Origin of the sequence: Pseudomonas sp. LRF_L74 (assembly GCF_965644255.1) — a bacterium.
In the GTDB taxonomy this organism is placed as follows: domain Bacteria; phylum Pseudomonadota; class Gammaproteobacteria; order Pseudomonadales; family Pseudomonadaceae; genus Aquipseudomonas.
This window is the reverse complement of the sequence record NZ_CBFFRH010000003.1, coordinates 463,879-489,866: the sequence shown is the minus strand read 5'-3', so window position 1 is coordinate 489,866 and position 25,988 is coordinate 463,879. Positions and strand designations below refer to the sequence as shown.

At 62.4% G+C, this 25,988-nt stretch carries 23 protein-coding genes; 14 read left to right on the top strand and 9 right to left on the bottom strand.

Annotated elements, in window-relative coordinates:
- Nucleotides 1-74 precede the first annotated feature (74 nt).
- Complete coding sequence (locus ACSZPK_RS10865) at nt 75-2,204, top strand: putative bifunctional diguanylate cyclase/phosphodiesterase (protein ID WP_437881460.1); 2,130 nt, start codon at nt 75-77, stop codon at nt 2,202-2,204.
- 14 nt (nt 2,205-2,218) lie between these two features.
- On the opposite strand, the gene ACSZPK_RS10860 is transcribed toward ACSZPK_RS10865, so the two are convergent.
- Nucleotides 2,219-3,127, bottom strand: coding sequence for an acyltransferase (locus ACSZPK_RS10860; protein WP_437881459.1), 909 nt, complete (start codon nt 3,125-3,127; stop codon nt 2,219-2,221).
- A 158-nt stretch (nt 3,128-3,285) separates the two neighbouring features.
- Entirely contained in the window at nt 3,286-3,591 is a 306-nt protein-coding gene (locus tag ACSZPK_RS10855) for a DUF3565 domain-containing protein (protein ID WP_437881458.1), read from the bottom strand.
- On the opposite strand from ACSZPK_RS10855, the gene ACSZPK_RS10850 reads away from it, so the two are divergent.
- Nucleotides 3,560-4,045 carry an FKBP-type peptidyl-prolyl cis-trans isomerase gene (locus ACSZPK_RS10850; RefSeq protein ID WP_437881457.1) on the top strand — a complete coding sequence of 162 codons (486 nt, stop codon included), beginning with the start codon at nt 3,560-3,562 and terminating at the stop codon, nt 4,043-4,045. The two genes, ACSZPK_RS10855 and ACSZPK_RS10850, sit on opposite strands and share 32 nt — an antisense overlap.
- Nucleotides 4,046-4,171: 126 nt before the next feature.
- Nucleotides 4,172-4,654: a glutathione peroxidase gene (locus ACSZPK_RS10845; protein WP_437881456.1), complete on the top strand. Its 483-nt coding sequence runs from the start codon at nt 4,172-4,174 to the stop codon at nt 4,652-4,654.
- A gap of 55 nt (nt 4,655-4,709) precedes the next feature.
- Here ACSZPK_RS10845 and ACSZPK_RS10840 read toward each other — a convergent pair whose 3' ends face one another.
- Both ACSZPK_RS10840 and ACSZPK_RS10835 read right to left on the bottom strand, forming a co-directional pair.
- Nucleotides 4,710-5,498, bottom strand: a complete 789-nt coding sequence (locus ACSZPK_RS10840) for an OmpA family protein (RefSeq protein ID WP_437881455.1) — start codon at nt 5,496-5,498, stop codon at nt 4,710-4,712.
- A gap of 29 nt (nt 5,499-5,527) precedes the next feature.
- The gene (locus ACSZPK_RS10835) at nt 5,528-5,938 is read right to left on the bottom strand and encodes a DUF4398 domain-containing protein (RefSeq protein WP_437881454.1); all 411 of its coding nucleotides are present in this window, start codon (nt 5,936-5,938) and stop codon (nt 5,528-5,530) included.
- A 354-nt stretch (nt 5,939-6,292) separates the two neighbouring features.
- Between ACSZPK_RS10835 and ppc the strand changes: the two genes are divergently transcribed.
- The 8 genes from ppc to ACSZPK_RS10795 all read left to right on the top strand — a co-directional run bounded on the left by ppc (nt 6,293) and on the right by ACSZPK_RS10795 (nt 13,498).
- Nucleotides 6,293-8,929 carry a phosphoenolpyruvate carboxylase gene (gene ppc, locus ACSZPK_RS10830; RefSeq protein WP_437881453.1) on the top strand — a complete coding sequence of 879 codons (2,637 nt, stop codon included), beginning with the start codon at nt 6,293-6,295 and terminating at the stop codon, nt 8,927-8,929.
- 153 nt (nt 8,930-9,082) lie between these two features.
- Entirely contained in the window at nt 9,083-9,730 is a 648-nt protein-coding gene (gene adk / locus ACSZPK_RS10825; protein ID WP_437881452.1) for an adenylate kinase, read from the top strand.
- Between the two features lie 227 nt (nt 9,731-9,957).
- Nucleotides 9,958-10,131: a general stress protein gene (locus ACSZPK_RS10820; RefSeq protein WP_437881451.1), complete on the top strand. Its 174-nt coding sequence runs from the start codon at nt 9,958-9,960 to the stop codon at nt 10,129-10,131.
- Between the two features lie 237 nt (nt 10,132-10,368).
- Nucleotides 10,369-11,073, top strand: coding sequence for a DnaA regulatory inactivator Hda (gene hda, locus ACSZPK_RS10815; protein WP_437881450.1), 705 nt, complete (start codon nt 10,369-10,371; stop codon nt 11,071-11,073).
- A gap of 180 nt (nt 11,074-11,253) precedes the next feature.
- Nucleotides 11,254-12,006 (top strand): FKBP-type peptidyl-prolyl cis-trans isomerase, encoded by a 753-nt coding sequence (locus ACSZPK_RS10810; protein ID WP_437881449.1) that lies wholly within the window; start codon nt 11,254-11,256, stop codon nt 12,004-12,006.
- Nucleotides 12,007-12,341: 335 nt separating this feature from the next.
- Nucleotides 12,342-12,752: a YkvA family protein gene (locus ACSZPK_RS10805; RefSeq protein ID WP_437881448.1), complete on the top strand. Its 411-nt coding sequence runs from the start codon at nt 12,342-12,344 to the stop codon at nt 12,750-12,752.
- Between the two features lie 72 nt (nt 12,753-12,824).
- A complete protein-coding gene (locus ACSZPK_RS10800; protein ID WP_437881447.1) occupies nt 12,825-13,136 on the top strand; it encodes a helix-turn-helix domain-containing protein in 312 nt (103 codons plus the stop codon).
- Nucleotides 13,133-13,498 (top strand): hypothetical protein, encoded by a 366-nt coding sequence (locus ACSZPK_RS10795; RefSeq protein ID WP_437881446.1) that lies wholly within the window; start codon nt 13,133-13,135, stop codon nt 13,496-13,498. Before ACSZPK_RS10800 ends, ACSZPK_RS10795 begins: the two co-directional genes overlap by 4 nt.
- On the opposite strand, the gene ACSZPK_RS10790 is transcribed toward ACSZPK_RS10795, so the two are convergent.
- Together ACSZPK_RS10790 and ACSZPK_RS10785 are read right to left on the bottom strand one after the other, a co-directional pair.
- A complete protein-coding gene (locus ACSZPK_RS10790; protein WP_437881445.1) occupies nt 13,489-15,243 on the bottom strand; it encodes a bifunctional diguanylate cyclase/phosphodiesterase in 1,755 nt (584 codons plus the stop codon). The two genes, ACSZPK_RS10795 and ACSZPK_RS10790, sit on opposite strands and share 10 nt — an antisense overlap.
- Nucleotides 15,244-15,330: 87 nt before the next feature.
- Nucleotides 15,331-17,406, bottom strand: coding sequence for a carboxy terminal-processing peptidase (locus ACSZPK_RS10785; RefSeq protein WP_437881444.1), 2,076 nt, complete (start codon nt 17,404-17,406; stop codon nt 15,331-15,333).
- A gap of 308 nt (nt 17,407-17,714) precedes the next feature.
- Here ACSZPK_RS10785 and ACSZPK_RS10780 point away from each other — a divergent pair, with 308 nt between their 5' ends.
- A complete protein-coding gene (locus tag ACSZPK_RS10780) occupies nt 17,715-18,677 on the top strand; it encodes an NAD(P)H-quinone oxidoreductase (protein ID WP_437881443.1) in 963 nt (320 codons plus the stop codon).
- 222 nt (nt 18,678-18,899) lie between these two features.
- On the opposite strand, the gene ACSZPK_RS10775 is transcribed toward ACSZPK_RS10780, so the two are convergent.
- The gene (locus ACSZPK_RS10775) at nt 18,900-19,532 is read right to left on the bottom strand and encodes an HAD family hydrolase (protein WP_437881442.1); all 633 of its coding nucleotides are present in this window, start codon (nt 19,530-19,532) and stop codon (nt 18,900-18,902) included.
- Nucleotides 19,533-19,534: 2 nt separating this feature from the next.
- Nucleotides 19,535-20,824, bottom strand: a complete 1,290-nt coding sequence (locus tag ACSZPK_RS10770; RefSeq protein ID WP_437881441.1) for a M18 family aminopeptidase — start codon at nt 20,822-20,824, stop codon at nt 19,535-19,537.
- 273 nt (nt 20,825-21,097) lie between these two features.
- Here ACSZPK_RS10770 and ACSZPK_RS10765 point away from each other — a divergent pair, with 273 nt between their 5' ends.
- Entirely contained in the window at nt 21,098-22,156 is a 1,059-nt protein-coding gene (locus ACSZPK_RS10765; protein ID WP_437881440.1) for an ABC transporter substrate-binding protein, read from the top strand.
- A 229-nt stretch (nt 22,157-22,385) separates the two neighbouring features.
- On the opposite strand, the gene ACSZPK_RS10760 is transcribed toward ACSZPK_RS10765, so the two are convergent.
- A complete protein-coding gene (locus tag ACSZPK_RS10760; protein ID WP_437881439.1) occupies nt 22,386-23,300 on the bottom strand; it encodes a LysR family transcriptional regulator in 915 nt (304 codons plus the stop codon).
- Between the two features lie 326 nt (nt 23,301-23,626).
- Here ACSZPK_RS10760 and ACSZPK_RS10755 point away from each other — a divergent pair, with 326 nt between their 5' ends.
- Nucleotides 23,627-25,984, top strand: coding sequence for a TonB-dependent receptor (locus ACSZPK_RS10755; RefSeq protein WP_437881438.1), 2,358 nt, complete (start codon nt 23,627-23,629; stop codon nt 25,982-25,984).
- Nucleotides 25,985-25,988: the final 4 nt, after the last annotated feature.

Below are 25,988 nucleotides of genomic sequence, written 5' to 3'. Positions count from 1 at the left end.
GCTGCCGATGGGGGCCTGCCGGGAATGGATGTCTTATGAGTTGGTAAAACGTCAAGTCGGAGGAGGGGACCGCAGTGCTGGCTCAATTCGAGACACCCGAGAGTCATCAGGTATTGCTGGTGGTGGACGACCGCGAAGAAAACCTTGTGGCGATGGAGGCGTTGCTCGATACCGGAGAATGGGACGTGCGCACCGTCAGTTCCGGCGAGGAAGCGCTGGAGTGCATGGTGAGCGAAGACGTCGGTCTGGTGCTGCTTGACGTGCAGATGCCGAAGATGAACGGCTTCGAGGTGGCTCGCCTGATGCGCGGCAATCCCACGACCCGGCATACGCCGATCATCTTTCTGTCGGCAATCTCGCAAACCGAGGACTCCGTGCTGCACGGCTACGCCGTCGGTGCCGTGGATTTCATCCTCAAACCCTTCGATCCGAAGGTGCTCAAGCACAAGATTTACACGCTGCTCGAACATGAGCGCCACCGCCATGAATTGCAGATTCTCAACGAGCAGCTCAACAGCGCCCGCGCGTTTACCGCCTCGGTGTTGGAGAACGCTTCCGAAGGCATCCTGGTGGTCGACCAGAGTGGCATCATCGATTTTGCCAACCCGGCCATGGCGCGGATGCTCCAGGCCGAGGTGCAGGATCTGCAGGGCACCCACCTGCTGACCTACCTGCAGAACGCCGATGCGGCGACCTGGCAAGACTCGGAGTTCTATCGCCACTGGCGCGCCGAGCAGAGCTATCGCCAGCACGATGCGGTGCTCAATACCCTGGGGGGCGAATGCCTGCCCGTGACACTGTCATGCGCGTCGTTGCCGCAGTATCGCGACTCCATGGTCCTGATCGCCCTGGACATGTCGGTCGTGCGCAACCTGCATGCGCAACTGGAGTCCCAGGCGATCACCGATGCCCTGACCGGGCTCTACAACCGACGCGGGTTCCACCAGGCGCTGGACTCGGCGCTGTCGCGCATCGAGCGCAGCGGCAAGCGCCTGGCCGTGCTGTACCTCGATCTCGATGGCTTCAAGCGGATCAACGATTCCCTCGGCCACGACGTGGGTGACCAGGTGCTGCGCACGGTCGCCGAGCAGTTGAAAACCTGTCTGCGACCCTATGACGTCCTTGCCCGTATGGGGGGCGACGAATTCACCGCGTTGCTGGATTCTCTGGAACATCCCGAGGATGCGGCACGGGTAGCGGAGAAACTCATCGAACTGGTGTCCATGCGGCACAAGGTCGAGGGCGTCGAGTTCACCGTGGGGGCCAGTATCGGCATCGCCTGTTTTCCCGAGTGCGGCAAGACCGTCGAAGGCCTGCTGCGTGCCGCGGATATGGCGATGTACGAGGCCAAGCGCGCCGGCAGGCAGCAGTACCGCTTCTTCTCGCCGGAAATGAACGGCCGGGCCCGTTCGCGGCTGATGCTTGAGGAGAGCCTGCGAACGGCCATCGAGAACGACGATTTCATGCTGGTCTATCAGCCTCAGATCGACCTGGTCAGTGGCCGCCTGCGTGGTTTCGAGGCCTTGTTGCGCTGGCAGCATCCGGTCGCCGGAACGGTGTCGCCCGGTGTGTTCATTCCGTTGCTGGAGGAAACCCGGCTGATCAACCATGTAGGCTCCTGGATATTCAGTCATGGCATTCGCCAGTGTCGCGACTGGCGCGAGTTGTTCGGCGAGGACCTGGTGCTCAGCCTCAACGTCAGCCCGGTGCAGTTCAGCATGCCGCAACTGGTCCAGGAGTTACGCGAAGCGCTCGAGACGCATGGGGTCAAGCCGTCGCAGCTGGAGGTGGAGGTGACCGAGAGTGCGCTGATGCAGGATCTGGAGATGACCCGCGAACAGCTTCACCAGCTTCGTCAGCTAGGCGTTCGTATCGCCATCGACGATTTCGGCACCGGGTATTCGTCGCTGGCCTACCTGCGTCACTTCGAGCTGGACACCCTGAAGATCGACAGGCTGTTCATCGCCAACATGCTGGACTCGCCGAAGGATGCCGCCATCGTCAGTACCATCATCGACCTGGCGCATAACCTCGGTCTGGAAGTGATCGCCGAAGGGGTCGAGACCACCGCTCAGCGCGACTGGCTGGTCGAGCACAAGTGCATGTCCATGCAGGGCTTTCTGGTCTCGCCAGGGCTGTCCGCCGAGCAGGCCGGTGCCTTTCCGGTTGCGGTCGACTGGACAAAGCTGGATGGAAAAAGCTGACGCCGCTCTGCTGTTCAGCCTCGCCTCGGGTAACTGCGTTGCAACTCGCTCAATTCGGCGTCCTTGGCCTGCCAGAGGGCGTTGACCCATTGCTGGAACGCCAGGCGGTAGGCCGAGTCCAGGTCGTAGCTCTTGCCGATGAAGGCCTGGGGGATCGCCAGGGTTTCGAAACGCACCACCACGTCGTGGATCTTGCCGCTCAATACATCCCAGAATCCTGGACTGCCGTCGGGATAATGGATGGTCGCGTCGATGATGGCTTCCAGTTGCTCGCCCATGGCATCGAGGACGAAGGCGATGCCACCGGCCTTGGGCTTGAGCAGGTGCTTGAACGGCGACTGCTGCTCGGCATGTTTCTGTGGCGTGAAGCGGGTGCCTTCGAGGAAGTTGAAGATGCCCACGGGCTTGCCGCGAAAGCGTGCGCAGGTCTTGCGCGTGGTGGCCAGGTCCTTGCCGCGCTTTTCCGGGTGCTTGTCCAGATAGGCCTTGGTATAGCGTTTCATGAACGGGAAACCCAGCGCCCACCAGCACAGGCCGATGACCGGCACCCAGATCAGCTCCTGTTTGAGGAAGAACTTCAGCGGGCGTATGCGCCGGTTGAGCACGTATTGCAGTACCAGGATGTCGACCCAGCTCTGGTGATTGCTGGTGACCAGATAGCTATGTTCGTAGTCGAGTCCTTCCAGCCCTTCGACATGCCAGCGGGTACGGCCGACCAGGCGCATCCAGCCTTTGTTGACGCTTATCCAGCCTTCGTGGACGACGCTCATCATGCCGTCGCACAGGCGCTGCGCGGCGGCGAAGCGCAGGCAGATCTTCAGCAACGTCACGCTGAATAGCGGTACGCACCAGAACAGGGTATTGGCGGCCAGCACGAGGCTGGCGAAGGTCCCGCGCAGGACGGCGGGCAGGGTATGCAACATGGGGCTCGAGGTTCCTTCGACAGGCAATTCGGCTACCTGCTGCAACTCCCTTGGGGCAGGTCGATCTGGACGACAAGGGTAACGTCTGTTCGATGAACTTCAAGTGCGGCGAGTGACCGGCCGGTCACGCCTTGCGAGTACGCTCGAATGAGGCGCGTTCAATCGCTGCCCGTGGCGCACCAGCCGCATTCGAACGGCGTTCCGATCCGTGCCTGGCGTTGTGCTGGATCGAGGACCCAGGCGCGATTCTGCCAGGGCGGCTGGTGCCTGAGGTGCTGGGTATGGCCGCAGGACAGCTCGGCTATCCAGAAACCGTCCTCATCCTGGCGGAATCCCGTCACCACGACCCGTCTGTCCGGCTTTTGGTCGCATTCGCCGAACGTGGCAGGTAAACTCACGGGCTCTTCAAACTTGTGCAAAAGGTTCTTCCCCATGCAGATCGCCGCCAACAAGGCTGTGTCCATCGAATATACCCTGACCAACGATGCCGGTGAGGTGATCGACAGCTCGGCTGGCGGCGCGCCCCTGGCCTACCTGCATGGCGCGGGCAATATCATCGTCGGCCTGGAGAAGGCGCTCGAAGGCAAGCAGGCCGGTGACGAGCTGGACGTATCCATCGAGCCGGTCGACGCCTATGGCGAGTACAGCGCCGAGCTGGTTGCCACGCTCAATCGCAGCATGTTCGAAGGCGTCGATGAACTGGCGGTCGGCATGCAGTTCCACGCCTCCGGCCCTGACGGCAGCATGCAGATCGTCACCATCCGCGACATCGATGGCGACGACGTGATCGTCGACGGCAACCATCCTCTGGCTGGCCAGCGCCTGAACTTCAAGGTCAAGGTAGTCGATGTACGCGAGGCCCAGCCGGAAGAACTGGCTCACGGCCATATCCATGGCGAGGGTGGCCATCACCACTGATTGACGGCTGGCCCATGGCGACTTGCGGTCATGATTGCACGTCGCGCGGCTGCTAAGCTCAAGCTGCTGGAAGGGGCGCCCACGGGCGCCCTTCTTGTCTGGGCAGTGCTTCTCAAGGAGTTGGTCATGAGTGCGTTTCACGACATCAGGTTGCGTGGGCTGGATGGTCAGGAATTACCGTTGGCGCCCTACAAGGGGCAATTGGTCCTGGTGGTCAATGTCGCGTCCAAGTGTGGGCTGACGCCGCAGTACGCATCGCTGGAGCAGCTCTACCTGCAGTACCGCGAGCGTGGTTTCACGGTGCTCGGCCTGCCCTGCAACCAGTTCGCCGGCCAGGAGCCGGGGAGCGAGGACGAGATCCGTGAGTTCTGCAGCCTCAACTATGGGGTGAGCTTTCCGCTCGCCAGCAAGATCGAGGTCAACGGTCCTGATCGGCACCCGCTCTATCGCTTGCTGGCAGGCGAGGGCGCCGAGTTCCCGGGAGACATCACCTGGAATTTCGAGAAGTTCCTGGTCGGCCCGGATGGGCGAGTGCTGGCACGGTTCTCCCCGCGTACCACACCGGATGATCCCGCGCTGATCCAGGCTATCGAAAGCGCGTTGGCCTGAAAAGAAACGCCCGATGGACATGCGTCCATCGGGCGTTTCGCCTGGCCGTCGGGAATTACGGCGTGGGTTGCAGTACGCGCGGCGCGACCTTGTTCGGACCATTGGAGATGGTCACTTCCACGCGGCGGTTGAGGACCCGCGAATCCGCCGTGTCGTTGCTGGCGATCGGATAGTCCTTGCCGAAGCCCTGGGTCGTGATACGGGTCGGGCTGATACCCTGGGCGACCAGTGCGCGACGTACCGAGTCGGCACGGGCCTGGGACAGGCGCAGGTTGTGCTCGACGGTGCCGGTGCTGTCGGTGAAGCCTTCCACCAGGATCTGGCGATCCTGGTTCTGCTGCAGGTAGGTACCAACCTGTTGCACGTTGCGCAGACCCGCCGGGGTCAGCTCGGCACGATCGACTGCGAACAGCACGTCCCCCAGCGTAACCACCGAACCGCGCTCGGTCGGCTTGGCCTGTAGCTGCTTGACCAGCACATCGACCTGCTGGTTGCGCGCATCCAGTTGCGCCTGGGTGCGTTGTGCCGGGGCCTTGGCCAGCGCGGCCTCCGCCGCCTTGGCCTGAATGGTCTGGCGAGCGAACTCCACACGCTGGTTGGTCAGGTAGGCCAGGTGGTCGACCTTCTCCTTGTCCTCGCGGTCGGCGTACGCCTTGTCGGCCTTGGCCAGCGCATCGTTGGCGTCCTTGGTTTCCAGGGCCGCCAGTTCGTTGGCCTGCGGCTCGGCCGCCAACTCGGAATAGTTGCTGTGGGCCTGCTCCAGGTTCGGGTTCGGGTCCGAAGCGCAAGCTGCCAGCACCAGGCTGAGTGCAGTAAGAGTGGAAACGGTGATGAGTTTATTCATGACGAAGCATCCTTATCGTTGAACCGGGATCACTGCACGATGATCGGCGTACGCGAACCTTCTTCGCGGATCTGCTGGACGCCCTGCTGGGCATCTTCGAGCGTCTTCTGGGCCTTTACCGCCCGCGCCTTGCGTTCTGCCACACGAGCATCCCATTCGGCTTCCTCGGCGATACGCCGGGCATCGTCATAGCGTTCGTCCTGTAACAATTTCTGAGCTTGGGCCTGCTTGTCCTGGGCCGTCTTGAATTCGACCGGGGCGTATTGCGCCGCCCCCGCATCACTGGCCGCTTTCACCACTGTGTTGGTCACTGCGAATTGCTCGGTCGGCGGGTTGCCCGCACAGCCAGCCAGAACCAGTGTTCCACTCAGGGCCACTGCTGAAAGCAGTGATCTGGAAAGGGTGACAGCCGGACGTGCCTTGATTGTTTTCAGTTCCATTGGTACCTCTCCTCGACATCGAGTTGATTTCATTAACTCTGCCGGATGCGCACAGTTTTCCAGAAGAAGACTGGTTTTTCGCGAAGTTGACACCGCGTGCGACGGCTATGATGTGTGACTGATATCAGTTCGAGAATGTTCAGGAAATTTTCCATGAATGATACAAAGCCCCGTGGCACAAGGCTTCGAGGCTCAATAAAACTGATCGTTGCGGCAGGAAAAGAAGGCCTGGCGCCATGCTTGGACCGTATCCGCTCGCTCGTGCCCCAGGCCTTCATAACCTGGACTTGAGTTGCCTTGTAAGACGATGCCGGGCTGTGCAAGCTGCATGGCATCCCCTGATGGAGAACGGTCATGGCTGAAATCGACGCGCGTCTGCGAGAAGAGGTTCACCTGCTGGGCGAACTGCTTGGCAATACCATCCGCCACCAGTTGGGCAGCGCTTTCGTCGACAAGATCGAAGCGATCCGCCAGGGCTCCAAGGCGGGACGTCAGGGCTCGGTCGCTGGTGAGCAGCAACTGCGTACGACCCTGGATGGACTCAGCGATGACGAATTGTTGCCCGTGGCCAGGGCATTCAACCAGTTCCTCAACCTGGCCAATATCGCCGAGCAATACCACCGTATCCGCCGTCGCCGGCCGGACGAGCCCCGGCCTTTCGAAAACCGGGTGCTGGACGAGCTACTGCAACGCTTCAAGGCTGACGGCCTTTCTTCGGAACAACTGGCTCGGCAACTGGCGCGCCTGGATATCGAGCTGGTGCTCACGGCCCACCCGACCGAGGTGCAGCGGCGCACGCTGATCCAGAAATACGATGCCATGGCCGCACAGTTGGCGGCGCTGGACCATACCGATCTGTCCGCCAGCGAGCGCGAGCAGAGCCAACTGCGACTGCAACGGCTGATCGCCGAGGCCTGGCACACCGAAGAAATCCGGCGAAACCGGCCGAGCCCGGTGGATGAGGCCAAGTGGGGGTTCGCGGTGATCGAGCACTCACTGTGGCAGGCCATCCCGAACTTCATGCGCCGCACCGACCAGGCGCTGCATGCCGCGACCGGTCTGCGCCTGCCATTGGAATCGGCGCCCATTCGCTTCGCATCGTGGATGGGCGGTGATCGTGATGGCAACCCCAACGTCACCGCGCCGGTGTCGCGCAAGGTGCTGCTGCTGGCGCGCTGGATGGCCGCCGACCTGTATCTGCGCGATATCGAGCACCTGGCCGCGGAGTTGGCCATGCAGCAGGCGAACGATGCCTTGCGCGGGCAAGTCGGCGACAGCCCCGAGCCGTACCGCGCGTTGCTCAAGCGCTTGCGCGATCGCCTGCGGGCGACGAGAGCCTGGGCTGAGGCCGCGCTCGACAGCGACGTGGTGGCGGGGCCGCAGGTATTGCACGACAACCGCGAACTGCTCGATCCGCTGGAGCTTTGCTACCAGTCGTTGCACGAATGCGGCATGGGTGTGATCGCCGAGGGCGCGCTGCTCGATACCCTGCGCCGGGCGGCGACCTTCGGCCTGTTCCTGGTCCGCCTGGACATTCGCCAGGATTCGGCGCGGCATGCCGCCGCTCTCAGCGAGATCACCGACTACCTGGGCTTGGGCTGTTACGCCGCTTGGGACGAAGAGGCGCGCCTGGCTTTCCTCCAGCGCGAACTGGACAACCGTCGGCCCTTGTTGCCCGCCCAGCATCGCCCGTCTGCCGAAACCGCCGAAGTGCTGGCGACTTGCCGGGTGGTGGCCGAGGCGCCGGCGGCGTCATTGGGCTCCTACGTGATCTCCATGGCGGGCGCACCCTCGGACGTGCTGGCCGTGCAGTTGCTGCTCAAGGAGGCCGGACTGCAGCGACCGATCCGAGTGGTGCCGCTGTTCGAGACGCTCGCCGACCTGGACAGCGCAGGCCCGGCCATCGACCGCCTGCTCGGCCTGCCGGGCTATCGCGCGCGCCTGCATGGGCCGCAGGAGGTGATGATCGGTTACTCCGATTCGGCCAAGGATGCCGGCACCCTGGCTGCGGCCTGGGCGCAATACCGGGCACAGGAGTCCCTGGTCGACATCTGCCGCAAGCATGAGGTCGAGTTGCTGTTGTTCCATGGCCGTGGCGGCACGGTAGGGCGTGGCGGCGGCCCCGCCCATGCGGCGATCCTTTCGCAGCCGCCTGGCTCGGTGGCCGGGCGTTTCCGTACCACGGAGCAGGGCGAGATGATCCGCTTCAAGTTCGGCCTGCCAGACCTGGCCGAGCAGAACCTCAACCTCTATCTGGCCGCCGTGCTCGAAGCAACGTTGTCGCCACCGCCAACGCCCGAGCCGGCTTGGTGCGAGGTCATGGATCGCCTGGCCGCCGATGGTGTCGATGCCTACCGTGCCGTAGTGCGTGAGCATCCCCAGTTCGTCGAGTACTTTCGCCAGGCCACCCCGGAGCAGGAGTTGGGACGCCTGCCGTTGGGCAGCCGCCCGGCCAAGCGCCGAGCCGGTGGGGTGGAAAGCCTGCGGGCGATCCCGTGGATTTTTGCCTGGACCCAGACACGCCTGATGCTGCCCGCCTGGCTGGGCTGGGAGCGCGCACTGGGCAATGCGCTGCAACGTGGTGAGGGTGAACTGCTTGAGCAGATGCGCGAGCGCTGGCCGTTCTTCCGTACCCGCATCGATATGCTGGAGATGGTTCTGGCCAAGGCCGACGCCTCCATCGCCGGTCTTTACGATGAGCGCCTGGTCGAATCGGCGCTGCTTCCGCTCGGCGCACATTTACGCGACCTATTGTCGCAGTCTACGACTATCGTATTAGGCCTGACGGGTCAGTCCGAGCTACTCACCCATAGTCCGGAAACCCGTGAAGCCATCATTGTGCGCAACATTTACCTGGACCCTCTGCACCTGTTGCAAATGGAGCTTCTGGCCCGTTCCAGACAGCGCGAAGCGATTTCCGGCAGTGCCCTGGAGCAGGCGCTTCTGGTGTCTGTGGCGGGGATCGCGGCGGGGCTGCGCAACACCGGATGAAGCGTGTCTTTTGCAACTTTTGGCCGCTTGTGTGGCTGATAGGCGCTGTGTATCTTGATCAACCTTTTGGCCACTCGACGATGCCGAAATCCGATAGCGAGATTGGCCCCAGGAGGCGAATCCGAATCCAGTAAATTTTTGAGGAGCACATCGATGCGCGTGATTCTGCTAGGGGCGCCCGGTGCCGGTAAAGGTACCCAAGCCGGCTTCATCACCAAGAAATTCGGTATCCCGCAAATTTCCACTGGCGACATGCTGCGTGCAGCGGTGAAGGCCGGTACCGAACTGGGCCTCAAGGCCAAGAGCGTCATGGACGCCGGTGGCCTGGTTTCCGACGACCTGATCATCAACCTGGTCAAGGAGCGCATCGCCCAGCCCGATTGCGCCAAGGGCTTCCTGTTCGATGGCTTCCCGCGCACCATTCCCCAGGCCGAAGCGCTGAAGGAAGCTGGCGTGAAGATCGATCACGTGATCGAGATCGCCGTCGATGACGAGGAAATCGTCTCGCGTATTGCTGGCCGTCGTGTGCACCCGGCCTCCGGCCGCGTCTACCACACCGAGCACAACCCGCCGAAGGTCGCCGGCAAGGACGACGAAACTGGCGAAGAGCTGATCCAGCGTGACGACGACAAGGAAGAGACCGTTCGCCATCGTCTCTCCGTGTATCACTCGCAGACCAAGCCACTGGTGGATTTCTACCAGAAGCTGTCGGCCGCCGAGGGCACGCCGAAGTACAGCAAGGTCGAAGGTGTCGGTTCGGTCGACCAGATCACTGCCAAGGTGGTTGCCGCGCTCGCCTGAGCCTCAACCGCTTCGTTTGTGCCGACGGCCCGCCATGTGCGGGCCGTTGTCGTTTCTGGGGCCTGTCAGGCGCTGGCTCGTACATTAGGGGCCGCGGCGGGACACCGATAGACCCCGATCCCGACCAAAGGTAGGAAAACAGCTAGAACCTCTTCGGCGTATCGGTCCTCCCAAGTTGAGAGGCATTGCATATCTCATGCGATGGCTGTTCGAACCAGGAGGACATCATGGCTGGACATCGTGGTGGCAAAGGCAATTTCGCCGAAGATCCACAGCGTGCCGTCGAGGCCGGTCGCAAGGGCGGCCAGGTCAGCGGCGGCAATTTCCGTAACGACCCGCAACGCGCGGCTGAAGCCGGACGCAAAGGTGGTCGACACAGCCCAAGCGAGCAACGCAACTGATCCTTTTCCACGGCGCGGTTCCTACCGCGTCGTTTTTCATCGCCGGGTCATTTGAATCCAATACCCGATTCCACCTTCTCAAGCAGAAGTCCTCGCTGGAAAGACCTTGAAAGTGATGACCCTAACGCCTTGAGCTGAAAAGAAAAGTGACGAAGTGACACCCCTTCCTTAAGGCTATAAACTTAGATCCCTGAACTCTTTGTCTGGAGCCGGTTCGGACGAACCGCCCTAAGCCGCATGAATCCGACTCAACTGTCCCTCGGGGTGCGCCTGCGTGACGACGCCACTTTCGCCAACTACTACCCTGGCGCCAATGCCGCCGCGCTCGGGTATGTGGAACGGCTTTGCCTACCGGACGCTGGCTGGACCGAGAGTCTGATCTACCTGTGGGGCAGCGAGGGCGTGGGCTGCAGTCACTTGCTTCAGGCCGCCTGCCTGCGCTTCGACCAGCAAGGCGAACCGGCGGTCTACCTGCCGTTGTCCGAAGTTGCCGAGCATGGCCCCGAATTGCTCGACAACCTTGAGCAGTACGAGCTGGTATGCCTGGATGAGCTCGATGCCGTGGCTGGCCGTGCCGATTGGGAGGAGGGGTTGTTCCACCTGTTCAATCGCCTGCGTGATTCCGGTCGCCGCTTGCTGCTGGCCGCCAGCGTGGCGCCGCGCGAACTGCCGATAAAACTCCCGGACCTGAAGTCGCGGCTGACCCTGGCGCTGGTGTTTCAGATGCACGAGCTGTCTGATGAAGACAAGCTGCGCGCCTTGCAGCTGCGCGCCTCGCGTCGTGGCCTGCACCTGACCGATGAGGTCGGTCGTTTCATCCTTACCCGTGGCGAGCGCAGCATGAGCCGCCTGTTCGAATTGCTCGAACGGCTCGATCAGGCTTCGCTGCAGGCGCAACGCAAACTGACCATTCCTTTCCTCAAGGAAACCCTCGGCTGGTAAGCGCCCGCCAGGTCTGGCTTTCGATTAGATGAAAGTCAGCATCTGTCATTGAAAAAAGCCGTCCGCGCCCCGAACTTATTGGGTCAAGCCCGCTCCTATGGCGTAGCCATCATTTGACGTGGGCTGCTAAGCTCGCGCATTCACCGACCGCGCCTCGTGCGCGCCCAACAAGGATCAAGCATGAAACAACATCGTCTAGCGGCGGCAGTGGCCCTGGTGGGCCTGGTACTTGCCGGTTGCGACTCGCAGACCAAAGAAGCCGAGCTCAAGACCCAGGAGCAGAAAGCCTCCTACGGCATCGGCCTCAACATGGGCAAGAGCCTGTCCCAGCAAGGTATTGCCGACCTCGATCCGAAGGCGATGTCTCAGGGTATCCAGGACGCCCTCGGCAAGAAAGAGCAGAAGGTCAAGGATGAAGAGCTGATGGAAGCCTTCACCTACCTGCAGAAGCGTGCCGAGGAGCACCTGAAGAAAGCCAACGAGGAAGCGGCCCAGGCCGGCAAGAAATTCCTTGAGGAAAACGGCAAGAAGGAAGGTGTGGTCACCACCGCCTCCGGCCTGCAGTACGTCGTCGAGAAGAAGGCCGATGGCGCCCAGCCCAAGCCGACCGATATCGTCACTGTCCACTATGAAGGCAAGCTGACCGATGGCACCGTGTTCGACAGCTCCATCCAGCGCGGCAGCCCGATCGATCTGCCCGTCAGCGGCGTGATCCCGGGTTGGGTCGAAGGCCTGCAACTGATGCATGTCGGTGAGAAATACAAACTGTTCATCCCCAGCGAGCTGGCCTACGGCGACCAGAGCCCGAGCCCGGCCATCCCGGCCAACTCGGTACTGGTCTTCGACCTGGAACTGATCGGTATCAAGAACCCGGATGCCCCGGAGGCTACCCAGCCTGAAGACGCAGCGGCCAAGCCCGAAGCCAAGAAGTAAGACGAGTATCAAAGCGCCCCGCACTGCGGGGCGTTTTCGTTCCAGGAGGCGAACGCGGGCTGCGGCGCCTGGTCAGAAGCTCTGGCTAAAGCAGGTTATGCACATTGAATGCAAGACTTGCTTAGTCGACAAAGTTATGCCTGTCAGCGATTCCGAAATAACGATAACTGATTGATTAATAGATTGTTTTTTTGCTGAGCAAAAAATATCCGTTTTGAAGCGAAGCCGCGTGAAATGGGGCTTAGAGCGGCGTGCGGATAATCTTTCAACAGTGTTATCCACAGCTTTGGTGGATAACCCTTTCTAAGCCGCAACAGGTTTGCTGGAGAGCGCTAATGAACATGAAACGCTATCTGGAAAATGCCAGGACAATCCTGGCGCGAGGCCGTTTGCCAGCCTTGCTGTTGGCCGTGGCCAGCAAACGCGCTGCCCGTGGCGATCGCCAGGAGGGCCTGGGCGAGAAGCTGCGATTGCTGCAAGGCCTGTGCGCAGCCTGGTTGCGCGGAGAGTACCGCCAGATCAATCCACAAGCGCTGCTCGCGGTGGTCGCCGGATTACTGTATTTCCTCACGCCGCTGGACCTGGTTCCCGATTGGCTACTGGGCGTGGGCCTGCTCGACGACCTGGCCGTGCTGGCTTGGGTCATGCGTACCTGGCAGGGCGAGCTGGATGCCTACCGTACATGGCGCGATGCACATTCTCAGGAAGAACTGGCAGTGATCGAGCGGGTGCCGGAAGCTTCTTGATACGTGGCGTGGCTCGCTTGATAACATATTCCAAGCCGAGTTCCGGTAAGCCCGACCAAGGAGAAACGATCGATGAGTGTGCAAGTGATCATGCGTGACGGCGAAGCCGAATATGCGGTACTGCCCTGGGCTGATTACCAGGCATTGCTGCAGGCGGCCGGACGCAAGGATCAGCAGGAGGTCGCCAGTAAACCTGTCGCACGCCTCGCCGATATCGTCGCCTTGCGCGAGGGCAAGTCGCTCAGCCAGGCGGATCTGGCGCGGGCGGTAGGCATCAGCCCCCATTACCTGGCGCTGATCGAAAATGGCGAGCGCGCACCGGATGGTGCAATCAGCCGCGCCTTGGCGCGGATTCTTGAGGTCAGTGAGTGGGAGGCGCCTTGAGCGTACGAATCCTTCGTCAACACTGGGAAGCATTGCTAACCGAGCTGGACGACGCGCGCCGGCAGCGCCATCTGCTGACTTATCGGGCGCTGATCGAGCGCCTGCAACTGCCGACGCCGGCCATGCAGACGCTCACCGCCGCGCTGGAGCACCTTGCCGCGCTCGACGCCCGTGCCGAGCGGCCGCTGCGCAGCGCCCTGGTCATCAGCCAGGGGGCCAGCCGTCTGCCCCGCACCGGATTCTTCGACTACGTCACTCGCATCGGCCGCTTCCACGGCCCGTCCGATGGCATCGAGGCGGCCTCCTGGCACGCCTCGGAAGTGGCCAGGGTCTTCGAGTTCGATTACCCGGATCAGCCCTGAAGGTTTTCCAGCACATGCAGGCTGTAGCCAGGCACCGCCTTGGCCCTGCGCTTGGCCTCCGAAGCCAGGCCCGCCAACTGGCTGGCGTCCAGTCCGGCGGATACGCCGCTGGTGAGCCGTACCACACCGATGGACAGCGATAGCAAGGGGAACTCCTCACGCCTGCCTTGGCGGTTGTAGGCCACGAAGCAGCCGGCCATGAGATGCTCTTCCTTGTAGAAGCGCCGGCACTGGCTCTGGAAGTCTTCCAGCAAGAGTTGCACACGGTTGCGCCAGTCCGTAGAGGCGAGGACCAGCATGAAGTCGTCTCCGCCAATATGACCGACGAAATCGCGTTGCTGATCGACCCGTTCATTCAGGCACTGGGCCAGGCACAGCAGCACTTCGTCGCCGCGGGCGTAGCCGTAGATATCGTTGAAGGGCTTGAAGCTGTCGATGTCGACGTAGCACACGGCGGCTTCGCGTCCTTGTTCCAGCAGGCGGGTCAGGCACTGCTGGATCGGCACGTTGCCCGGTAGCAGGGTCAGCGGGTTGGCATGGCGCGCCTGCTGGATCTTGGCCTCGGTGATCAGCTTGAGTACGTCGATGACCCGGCCGAGGCCGCGGTAGCTGCCCTGGCGGGTAATGATGAAGTCTTCCTCGATCCGCTGGCGTGCCCGGCTGGTGAGGAGGCGGCTGACTTGTTGCAGCGACTGGTTGATGTCCACGGCGAGAAAGTCGTTGCTCATCAGCCTGCTGATTGGCTTGCGCGCGAACAGGTCGGTGGCGAACGGCTTGAGCAACGCATCGGACAACGAATGACGGTGCACGATGCCGATTGGCTGGGACTGCTCGTCGAGTACGGCGAGCGAGTTCAGGTTGGCCTGGGCGCGGAAGGCTTCCAGGACACCCGCGATGGGCGTGCGATGATCGACAGCGGTCTGTTCGATCAACAGCGCGCTGAGATCGCCGCTGTCCTCGCTCAGTTCGTTGCCCTGGCTGGCGTTCTTGGGCAACAGGCTGCTGGCTTCGCGTGGTGGGTGTTCCTGGGGACGGCCGAGCAGGTAGCCCTGCAGCAGGTCGACGCCCATGTCGCTGAGTACCGCCAGTTCTTCTGGCAGCTCGATGCCTTCGGCGATTACGTGGGCGCGGGAAGCATGGGCCATTTTCAGGATCGAGCCGACGAACTCGCGTTTCACCGCATCCTGGTGGATACCATCTATGAAGTGACGGTCGATCTTCACGTAGTCCGGACGTAGCTCGGACCACAGGCGCAAGCTGGAGTAGCCGGCGCCAAGATCATCCAGGGCGATGGAGAAACCCATGGCGCGGTAGTGGTGCAGGGCTGTGTCGAGCAGGCTGAAATCATCGATGGGTGCCTGTTCGGTCAGTTCGATCACCACGCGTTCCGGAGCGATACCGTATTCCTGCAGCAATTGCAGGGTGCGGCCGGGCTGGTGGCTCGACTCCAGCAGCGATTCCGGGGACACGTTGAGGAACAGCTTGCCGCTCAGTTGCTGGTCGCGAAAACGCTGCAGCGCGCTCTTGCGGCTGGCCTGTTCCAGCTCACTGAGGCGACCGACCTTGCGCGCCACGCTGAACAGCGCTACGGGAGCATGCAGCGGGCTGTTGGACGGGCCGCGAGTCAGAGCCTCATAGCCCAGGATGCGCCGCTCGGACAGCGATACGATCGGCTGGAAAAGGCTGTGAAGGTCGCCGTGAGCGAGGATCTGTTCCAGCTCGCTCAACTGCTCGGTGACGGTCATGGCAGTTCTCTGATGAACATGAAAAAGAGCCGGCATTTAGCCGGCTCCTCATTTCACGACAGTCAGATGACGCTTTGATGACAGCCGTCAGTGCTTGGCGACCTGGCTGTGCAGACTCAGGTAGTCGAGCAGGATGCGCCCGCTTTCTGTCAGGTAGGCATCGTCCTCGGGTTTGCTCTTGTCCTTATCGGTGGTCGGGTTGTCTTCGTCCTCTTCCTTGATCTCTTTCAGCGGTTCCTGGCCCTTGGCCTGGCGTTTGGCGTTTTCCAGGGCAAGTTGACGCTTCTCGATGTCGGAGCGCTGGGCGCGGCGAGCTTGCTCGTTGAGGCTGATGCTCTTTTCCTTCATCAACTCCTGGGCCAGGGCCAGGCGGTCGCGGGTGTAGACGAAGTCCGGGTTGTTGGCGGTACGCGCGTCATGCTTGGCCTTGAGTTCGTCCAGATACGGCTTGAACGGATCGCTGGCCGGCTTGATGGCGGCGCGGATGCTGTCCCACGGCATGGCTTCGGGCAACGAGCTTTCGCCGATTTCCTTGGTATCGACGATGGACGGGTAGGCGATATCCGGCAACACGCCCTGGTGCTGGGTGCTCTGGCCGGACACGCGGTAGAACTTGGCCAGGGTCAGCTTCAGCTCGCCATGGTTGAGTTCCTGGATGGTCTGCACGGTGCCTTTGCCGAAGGTCTGGCCGCCGACGATCAGGGCGCGGTGGTAGTCCTGCATGGCGCCGGCGAAGATCTCCGAGGCCGAGGCCGACAGCCGATCGACCAGCACGGCCAGCGGGCCTTTGTAGAAGGCCCCGGAATCTTCGTCCGCGAGCACGTCGACACGTCCATCGCTGTTGCGCACCAGCACGGTCGGCCCCTTGTCGATGAACAGGCTGGTCAGCTCGGTGGCTTCCTGCAGCGAGCCGCCGCCATTGTCGCGCAAGTCGAGGACGATGCCTTCGACGTTTTCCTTCTGCAGTTCGGTAATCAGGCGGCGCACGTCGCGCGTGGTGCTCTTGTAGTCCGGGTTGCCGGCGCGATAAGCCTTGAAGTCGAGGTAGAAGGCCGGGATCTTGATCACGCCGAGCCTGTGCTCGCGACCGTCTTCGTTGATCTTGATCACGTTCTTCTGCGCGGCCTGCTCTTCGAGCTTGACCGCTTCGCGGGTGATGGTGACCACCTTGCTGGTCTGGTCGTTGGCCGGGTTGCTGGCGGGGATGATTTCCAGGCGAACCTTGGAGCCTTTGGCGCCACGGATCAGCTTGACCACTTCTTCAAGGCGCCAGCCGATGACGTCGACCATGTCCTTGTCGCCCTGGGCGACGCCAACGATCTTGTCGGCCGGAGCGATGGCCTTGCTCTTCTCGGCGGGACCGGCCGGTACCAGGCTGACCACCTTGACGTATTCGTTGTCCGAGCGCAGCACGGCACCGATGCCTTCCAGGGACAGGCTCATGTTGATGTCGAAGTTTTCCGCGTTGTCCGGCGACAGGTAGTTGGTGTGCGGGTCGTAAGTCTGGGCGAAGGCGTTGAGGTAGGCCTGGAATACGTCCTCGCTGCTGGTCTGGTCGAGACGTGCGAGCTGGTTCTTGTAGCGCTTGGTCAGCAGCGCCTGGATGTCCTTGTTGTCCTTGCCGGTCAGCTTGAGGCGCAGCACTTCATCCTTGACCCGTTTGCGCCAGAGATCGTCCAGCTCGGCGCGATCCTGGGCCCAGGGGGCATTCTTGCGGTCGACCAGCAGGCTTTCATCGAGTGTGAAGTCGATCTTGTCTATGGCCTGGATTTGCTGCAGCGCATAGTTCAGGCGCTCCTGCACACGTACCAGCTGGCGCTTGTACATGGCGAAGCCGGGGTCGAGATCGCCACTCTTGAGGAAATCGTCGAACTGGTCGTGCCAGCGGTCGAACTCGGCGATATCGGCGGCGGTGAAGTAGCTGCGTGCCGGATCGAGCAGGGTCAGGTAGCTCTCGTAGATCTTGCGCGAGCGCGCGTCGTCCAGTGGCGGCTTGTTGTAGTGGTGGCGGTTGAGCAGTTCCACCACATTGAGGCTGGCAATTACCTGGTCGCGATCAGGCAGCAGGTAGTCCCAGTTCTCCGGGCCGGTCTTGGCCGACACGGTGGCGGGCAGGAGGCCGACGAGCAGGGCGAGGGCGGTAGCGGGGAGCAGGCGCTGCATGGTGATTCGACGCGATGGCAATTGATAACGCATATTGGGCCGTCATTCAGTGCACCGGTTCCAGTAGAAATGTGCTCGATGATCTGCCAAGCCTGGCTGAACAGGTTGAAAGTCCTGGTGGAATGCCCGCTAAACTGGCTTCCCCGGTCATCTGGCTCGCTACGGTCCAGCCCCTGGCTACGGCCCGCAGGTCATCGCACTCCCGTTCGGTGTCAGCTCGCAATCAGATCGTGAAGAGATTCTCTGGGCCGGGCGGATAGACAAAAATCGGCGCCAAGCGCCGAAGTCACGTTCACTATGGAGGGAGCATGAAGGCATTGCAAGGCGTTGAAGGTCGGGTCGAGTGGTCTGAGAGGCCCGCCCCGGCGTGTGAGGCAGGGCAGATTCGGGTGCGTGTCGCGGCGGCGGGCTTGAACCGGGCCGATTTGCTGCAGCGGGCTGGTTTGTATCCACCTCCGCCAGGGGCGAGCGACATCCTCGGCCTGGAGTGCTCCGGGGTGATCAGTGAGGTTGGTCCTGGTAGTGCCTGGCAGGTGGGCGAGCGGGTCTGCTGCCTGCTGGCGGGCGGTGGCATGGCCGAGGAAGTGGTGCTCGACTCGCGTCATGCCTTGCCGGTGCCCGCAGGCCTGTCGCTGCATGAGGCGGCGGTGTTGCCCGAGGTGTATGCGACCGCCTGGCTCAACCTGTTCCAGCTGGCCGCCCTGCAGCCTGGCGAGAAGGTGTTGCTGCACGCTGGAGCCAGTGGCGTCGGTTCGGCGGCCATCCAGCTGTGCAAGGCGTTCGGCAATCCCTGCTGGGTCAGCGTCGGTTCGGCCGAGCGTCTGGCCTATTGCGAATCGCTGGGCGCTCAGGGCGGGGCGATTCGCTCGACGGACCTGGAAAGCCTGCGTGATTTCGCACCGTTCGATGTGATCCTCGATCCGGTCGGTGCGAGTTATGCCGAGCTCAATCTGGAACTGCTGGCTCGCGATGGGCGCTGGGTAAACATCGGTCTCATGGGCGGCACCAAGACCACCCTGAACCTCGCCCTGGTGCTGGGCAAGCGTGTGCAACTGATCGGCTCGACGCTGCGCAATCGCGACGACCTGTTCAAGGCCGAATTGCTGGCCGATCTGCAGCGCCAGGTCTGGCCGCTGTTCGCCGAGGGGCGTTTGCTGCCCCAACTGTCACGGGCCTTCGCCGCCAAAGACGCAGTGGCTGCTTTCGATGAGCTGGCGAGCAATCAGGTCTCGGGCAAGCTGGTGCTGGTGATCGACGAGCAGTTGCAGTAAGAACCTGTTCACGATCTGCTGCGCGTCGGCCAAACAAGGTTGAAAGCGACCTGGAATGCCAGCCCAGTCGGAATGCTCATTTACAGCTCGTAAAGTCGCCCGCGACTCCGACCGTTCCTCGGTCACTTTCGCCCCTGTTTTGCTCTAGCTCGCGAGATCGTGAACAGGTTCTAAGGCGAGACAAAGGCTGGAGCGCTGGCCTGGCTCTCCAGCCTTTATTGCTTATTGCCAGTTCAGGCTTTCCCAGCCGTTCTCACTGGCTTTGGCCTGCAAGGCCTCATCGGCATTGACCACATGGGCGACGCCGACGTTTTCCAGCAGGCCGAGCTGTGCTGGCGACTGTGCATAGTAGTGCGCGTGCTCCAGCGTTTCGCCCGCGGCCTGTGCCCAGTCCTTCAGTGCCTGTTCATGCTGGTCATGGCGGCCGCTGTAGAAACCGTGCTGCTCTTCCAGGGCGACGCCGAGGCTGTCGGCGATACCCAGGCGTTCGCCGATGGCGTCGGCGAGAAACTGCGGCACGATACCGAACAACAGCACGCGGTCACCCGCCGAGCGATGCTGGGCGATGGCGCGCAGGGCGTCGTTGTTCAGCATCGGCTCGATCTCGTCCTCGACGAAGGGGCCGGCGATGAAGTCGACCTCTTCGGCCGTGCGGCCCACAAGGGGCGAGAGGAAGAGCGTCAGGTAGTCGTCCAGGGGCCGTTCGCCGTTGAGGTAGTCGGCCAGCAGCGCTTGTTCCCGTGGCAGGAAGCTCTCGCCGTCGACCCAGTCGATAGCGGCCAGGTGTTCACTCCACAGGCTGGTCGCGTTGCCGTCGATGAGCACGTGATCCAGCTCGATGATCGCCAGCGCCATGATCAGGACAGCTCGCTGCTGGCATAGAAGGCGGCGAGGACCTTGACCAGGTGCGCCAGGTCCTGGCTGCCGGCCAGTTCGCGGATGGAGTGCATGGCGAAGGTCGGCAGGCCGATGTCCACGGTGCGCACGCCAAGGCGGCTGGCGGTGATCGGGCCGATGGTCGAGCCGCAGCCCATGTCGCTGCGTACCACGAAGCTCTGCACCGGCACTTCTTCGGCCAGGCACAGGTGGCGGAAGAACCCGGCGGTTTCGCTGTTGGTGGCGTAGCGCTGGTTGCTGTTGACCTTGATCACCGGGCCGGCGTTGAGTTTGGGGCCATGGTTGCTGTCGTGCTTGGCGGCGTAGTTGGGGTGCACGCCATGGGCATTGTCGGCCGAGATCAGCAGGGATTTCTGCATGGCCCGGGCGAAGGCGTCGCCCACCGGCAGCAGGCGTTGCAGGACCTGTTCGAGGAACGGGCCGTCGGCGCCACAGGCCGAGCAGGAGCCGATTTCCTCGTGGTCGGTGCAGACCAGTACGCAGCTTTCTTCGCCATTGGCTTCCAGCAGTGCCTGCAGGCCGGCGTAGCAGGACAGCAGGTTGTCCAGGCGCGCGCCGGCGATGAAGTCGCCGTTGAGGCCGATCACCGCGGCACCCTGGGTGTCGTAGAAGCTCAGTTCGTAATCCAGCACCGCATCGGCGCTGATGCCGTGTTCAAGCGCCAGGCGGTCGGCGAGGATGGCGCGGAAGTCGGCGGCTTCCTCGCCGGCGAACTGGGCGAGGATCGGCGGCAGTTCGTTCTGGGCGTTGATCGCCCAGCCCTGGTTGGCTTCACGGTTGAGGTGGATCGCCAGGTTGGGGATCACCGCGATCGGCTGCTCGAAGTCGATCAGCAGGCTCTGTACCTTGCCGCTCTCACGGAAGGTGACACGACCGGCGATGGACAGGTCGCGGTCGAACCAGGGCGCGAGCAGGGCGCCGCCATAGACTTCCACGCCAAGCTGGAGGAAGCCCTGGCGTTGCAGTTCCGGCTGTGGTTTCACGCGCAGGCAGGGGCTGTCGGTATGCGCGCCAACCAGGCGCAGGCCACCCTCGAGCAGCGGGCGCGAGCCCAGGCGCAGGGCAATGATCGACGAGTCGTTGCGGGTCACGTAGTAACGACCGCCGGGTTCGGCGGTCCAGGCATCGCGCTCGTCGAGATGCTGGTAGCCAGCCGCCTGCAGGCGCTGGGCCATGCTGCGAGTAGCGTGGAAAGGGGTGGGGGAAGCCTTGAGGAATTCGATCAGGCCGTGATTGAGTTCTTCGCGCATAACTGACTCCAGACAGCGATGGCGCGGAGTTTATCGCACTGGCAGGCGGGCTGTCCGGGGCTGGTTTGACGACCGCGCATTCAATGGCACCCTCGATGGGCTTGGCCAATACCTTTGGGTCATATTTTTTATGCCCGTGACGAATCCTCGGGAAACGTCGGTGGTTGCCTGCTTATTTCCTTATTCTATCGATTTGTAGTTTTTTATTATTTATTGGTTCGATTCTGCTCATGCCTTCATAGCTGCACGACTGATTGCCTGGGAGGCTCATCAATGATCAAACGTGCATTCAGTGGAGGTTTGCGTTCCCTTGCCGTCTCGGCATTGGCCGGGCTTCTGGTCCTGGCAAGTGCGACCGCGCAGGCGCAGGAACCGCTCAAGGAGATTCGCATCGCGGTGCCTGACCTGAGTGCGACCACTACCCACAGCGGCGGTGGGGTCGTGGATGTGCTGCGTGACCAGCAGATCCTGGAAAAAGCGTTCGCCGCCGATGGCATCAAGGTCGAGTGGGTGTTCTTCAAGGGCGCGGGGCCGGCGGTCAACGAGGCGTTGGCCAACGGCCAGGTCGACCTGGCCTACCTCGGCGACCTGGCGGCGATCATCGGCAAGGCCAACGGCCTGGATACACGGCTATTGAGTGCGACGATCCGCGATATTCGCCTGTACCTCGGCGTTACGCCGGGCACGCAGGTGAAGACGCTCGCTGATCTGAAAGGCAAGAAAGTGGCGATCTTCCGTGGCACGGCCTATCAATTGTCCTTTGCCGCGGCTCTGGCCAGCCAGGGCTTGAAGGAGCGTGACCTGCAGGTGATCAACCTGGACTTCAGCGCTGCCACCGCGGCGTTGGCGGCGAAGCAGATCGACGCGACCTGGGCGGGTTCGAACCTGATTTCCCTGCAGCAGCGTGGTCTTGCCGAGCTGCCGCTGAACACCGATGACCTTGGTGGCGTCGGCAGCGTACAGGCGATGCTGGTGGGGGCGGGGGCTTTCGTGGATGAGCATCCGCAAGTGGTCGCACGTCTGCTCAAGGCCCAGCAGCAGGCAGTGAGCTGGCTACGCGACGAGGCTAACAAGGAAGCCTACGTATCGCTGGTCGCAGGCCTGTCCGGCTATCCGCGCAGGCAATTGCAGAGCGACCTGGAGAACACTCGCGTCGAGCGTATGTTCGATCCGCATCTGGATGCCGATTACCTCGCGCGCCTGCAGGCCGGCGTCGACCTGGCGAGCGAGCAGCGCCTGATTCGCAAGGGTTTCAAGGTCGCCGATTGGGTGGAGCCACGTTTCCTCGATGAGGCATTGCGGCCCGAGCCAGTGGCACAGGCTGGTCGGTAAATGTTGTCGAGGTTTCAGGCCGGATGGCTGGGGTGAGGCAGGAGCGGACGTACACGCGATTACCGCTCTTGCACGGTGTGTTTAGCCGTCATTCCCGCGAAGGCGGGAACCCAGAAGCGCTTTTTTATTTGGGCTCCCGCCTTCGCGGGAGTGACGGTAAATAATTTCGATGTCCGTTCCTGCCTCCAAGCGCCCCCTTCACGCCTGGAGGTTCATACGTTGTGAGCAGTCAAGCCGCCGCGGCCAGATTCTGGTCGCGTTCCTTGACCAGGTCGATCATCGCGCGGGCCGCCGGCGACAGGCGATAGCCGGTACGGGTGACGACGCCGCAATGGGCTTGCAGCGCGTAGCTGTTAGGCAGGTTGCGCAGTTGCAACTGGATCAGTTCGCCCTTGCCCACTGCATCGCGCACCGCTTCCAGAGGGCCGAGGCCGATGGCATTGGTGTTGCGCACGATTTGCTCCAGCAGAGGGATGTGCTCGCATTCGATGTGCTGTTCGAAGCTGGCCTTGCCGCTGAGGTTGGCCAGGGCCTTGCGCGTGCCAATGCCCAGGCGTATCGCCGCCAGCGGATACTCGAACAGGTCGTTGGTCGACAGGCTTTCCTTGTCTTGCAGGGGGTGCCCGCTGCGGCAGAAGAACACCGCCGGGCGCGGCGTCAGCGCGTGGGTCTGGAAGTTCGGATCGGACTGGAACTGACGGATGTCGGCGATGAAGAACTCGATCTCGTTGCGCATCAGGCTGCGCCCCAGGTTTTCCCAATTGTTCACTTGCAGGCGTGGGCGTATGCCCGGGTACTTGCCCATGAAGTGGATGAGGGTGTCGGGTATCAGCTTGATCGCGGGTACGGGGCCGCAGCCGAAGTGCAGTTCGCCAGTATCCAGCTTGCTCATCTGACTGACTTCATGCACCAGATTGCTGGCGCCCTGGACCAGGCTCAGCGCGTGTTGCAGCACCACCTGGCCTTCGGGAGTCGGGCGCAGGTCCTTGCTGCCGCGATCTACCAACTGGCAGCCGAACTCCTGTTCGAGCCCCTGGATGCTGCGGCTGAACGCCGGCTGGGTGATGTTCATGGCCTCCGCTGCCCGGACGAAGCTGCGATGTTCCGTGAGGGCGATGAAGTAGCGGAGTTGACGTAAATCCATGATGAGTTACCGGCATTCGAAAAATAAATTTAAGGCATTTGCCGTGCCCGGGACGCTGGTTTTAAATGCAAGCTCTTATTCCGTCAATCATAGTTAAATTATTTAAATAGAAGAAAAAGGAATATATGCCGTGCATCGATCTCGCAAGGATTTGCCCGCGAAACCTGCTTGTCCCTCTGTCCGCGCGATGTGTCGCCCCGGCTGACTCCAGGGCGCCGAACCGCTAGCCACCGTTCTCTCCCATCGACTTCAAGCCACCTGGCGCTGCCGCGTGGTGTGGCCTCTTGCAGTCTGTTTTTCGCGATAACCGATCAAGGACAAGACCCATGCGCTCGATTCCCCCTTCCACCCTCGCTCCTCTGGCAAGGCACCTGGCGACTCCGGAGCGCCTGCTGGGCCTGCTGCTGGCCTTGGTCGGATTGTCCACCAGCGCGCCGCTGCTGGCCCAGGAGACCGCCAAGGAAGCCCAGGCCGAGCAGGACGATCCTGCGCTACAGACCGTGACCGTCACCGCCCGTCGTCGTGAGGAGGATGTGCAGGATGTGCCTACGCCGATCACCACCCTCAGTGGCGCGACCCTGGAAGCGCAGAAGGTCTACCGCGTGCAGGACCTGCAGCAAGTGCTGCCGAGCGTCAACGTCGCCTATATCCATGCGCGCCAGTCCAGCGTCGCCGTGCGTGGCATTGGCAACAACCCGGCCAGCGACGGCCTGGAAGGCAGCGCCGGCATCTATCTGGACAACATCTACCTGGGCCGGCCGGGCATGGCGGTGTTCGATCTGCTCGATGTCGAGCAACTGGAGCTGCTGCGTGGCCCGCAGGGCACATTGTTCGGCAAGAACACCACGGCCGGGGTGATCAATATCAGCACGCGCAAGCCGACCTTCACCCCGGAGCGCAGCTTCGAGGTGTCCGGTGGTGAACGGGGATATTTCCAGGGCAAGGGCAGTGTCTCTGGCGGCCTTACCGATACCCTGGCCGGGCGCCTGTCGTTCTACCGCACCCGCGAGGACGGCTATATCGACAACCAGCATGACAGCCGCACATTCCTCGGCGGCGAGCGCGAAGGCGCGCGCGGGCAGTTGCTGTTCGAGCCGAGCGAGGATTTCAGCCTGCGCTGGATCACCGACTACAACCAGGAGAAATCCACCAACGGCGTGTGGGCGTTGTATGGCGTTTCCGACCGTTTTCGTCAGCGTGCTGCGCTGATTGGCGCCAGCCCGCAATACGACATCAAGAAGCGCGAGGTGAACATCGACTCGGACCAGGCCGTCAACGTCTGGCAGGGCGGCACCTCGCTGGAGGCCAACTGGAAGCTCGATGGCGGCTATACCCTGACTTCGATCAGTGGCTATCGCTACTGGCATTTCATCCCCGAGAACGACACCGATCTCACTGATCAGCCGGCGATCCTGCATGGCGGCGTCGAGGTGCATGACCGGCAGTTCTCCCAGGAGATTCGCTTTGCATCGCCGACCGGCGAGCGCTTCGACTATGTGCTCGGCGCCTATCTGTTTCGCCAGAACCTCGGCAACAAGACGGTGCAGCGCTACGGGCCGAAGGCCGACCTGTTCCTCAGGGGGCTGGATACACAGATATTCAATAACGTCACCACGCAATCCAACGGCAAGATCAACACCGACAGCTACGCCCTGTTCGGCCAGGCCAACTGGCATCTGAGCGAGCGCCTGGACCTGACTGTCGGCGTACGTGGCACTTATGAGGAGAAGCAGGCTCGCGTGCATCGCTTCGACCCGCAGGGCGGTGCCACCTTGAGCGGGGTCGATGCCATCACGCGGCAACGCCAGATGGGCGGCCTGGACACCGGCGACTTCGGTTTGCACAGCGCTTCGCCCTCGGGTTTGATCAGTCTCGGCTATCACTTCGACGACAACCTGCTCGGCTATGCCTCCCTGGCGCATGGCGAGAAGTCCGGAGGGGTCAACCTGGTTGCGCCGCAATACGGTCTGACCAGCGATTCCCTGGTGGTCGGGCCGGAGCGCGCCAACGATGCCGAACTCGGCTTCAAGAGCACCCTGCTCGACGGCCGCCTGCAGTTCAACGCCAACCTGTTCTGGACCGGCATCCACGGCTATCAGGCCACCACGCTTGCGATCATACCGGGGCCGTTGACCTCGACATCGGTGCTGGCCAACGCCGGCAGCGTGCGCTCCCGTGGTCTCGAACTGGAAACCAGCTACCGGCCGCTCCGTGGCCTGACCCTGAACTTCAACGGCTCGTTCAACGACGTCACCTACCTGAGCTTCGAGAACGCGCCGTGCCCCGGCGAGGTCAGCACGGTCAACTCGGCGGCAGTGTGCAACCTCACCGGCGAGCGGGTGGTCGGCGCTTCGCGCTGGATCGCCAACCTCAACGGCGAATACCAGTGGCAGCTCGATGCTCCCCTGCGCCCCTATGTGACCGCCGGCTACTCCTACCGCTCCGAGGCCGAGGGTACGCTGGACAACTCGGCGCTTTCCAAGATCGACGGCTACGGCCTGCTCAACCTCTCGGTCGGTGTGCGCGCCGATCTGGGCGACGGTGAGCTGGACGCCTCGCTGTGGATGAAAAACGTCACCGACCAAGACTACTACCTGACTGCCTTCGCCTTCTCCAATGGTTCCTACACCGCTTCCGTCGGCCAGCCGCGCACGGCCGGCCTGACCCTGCGTTACGACTTCTGAACAC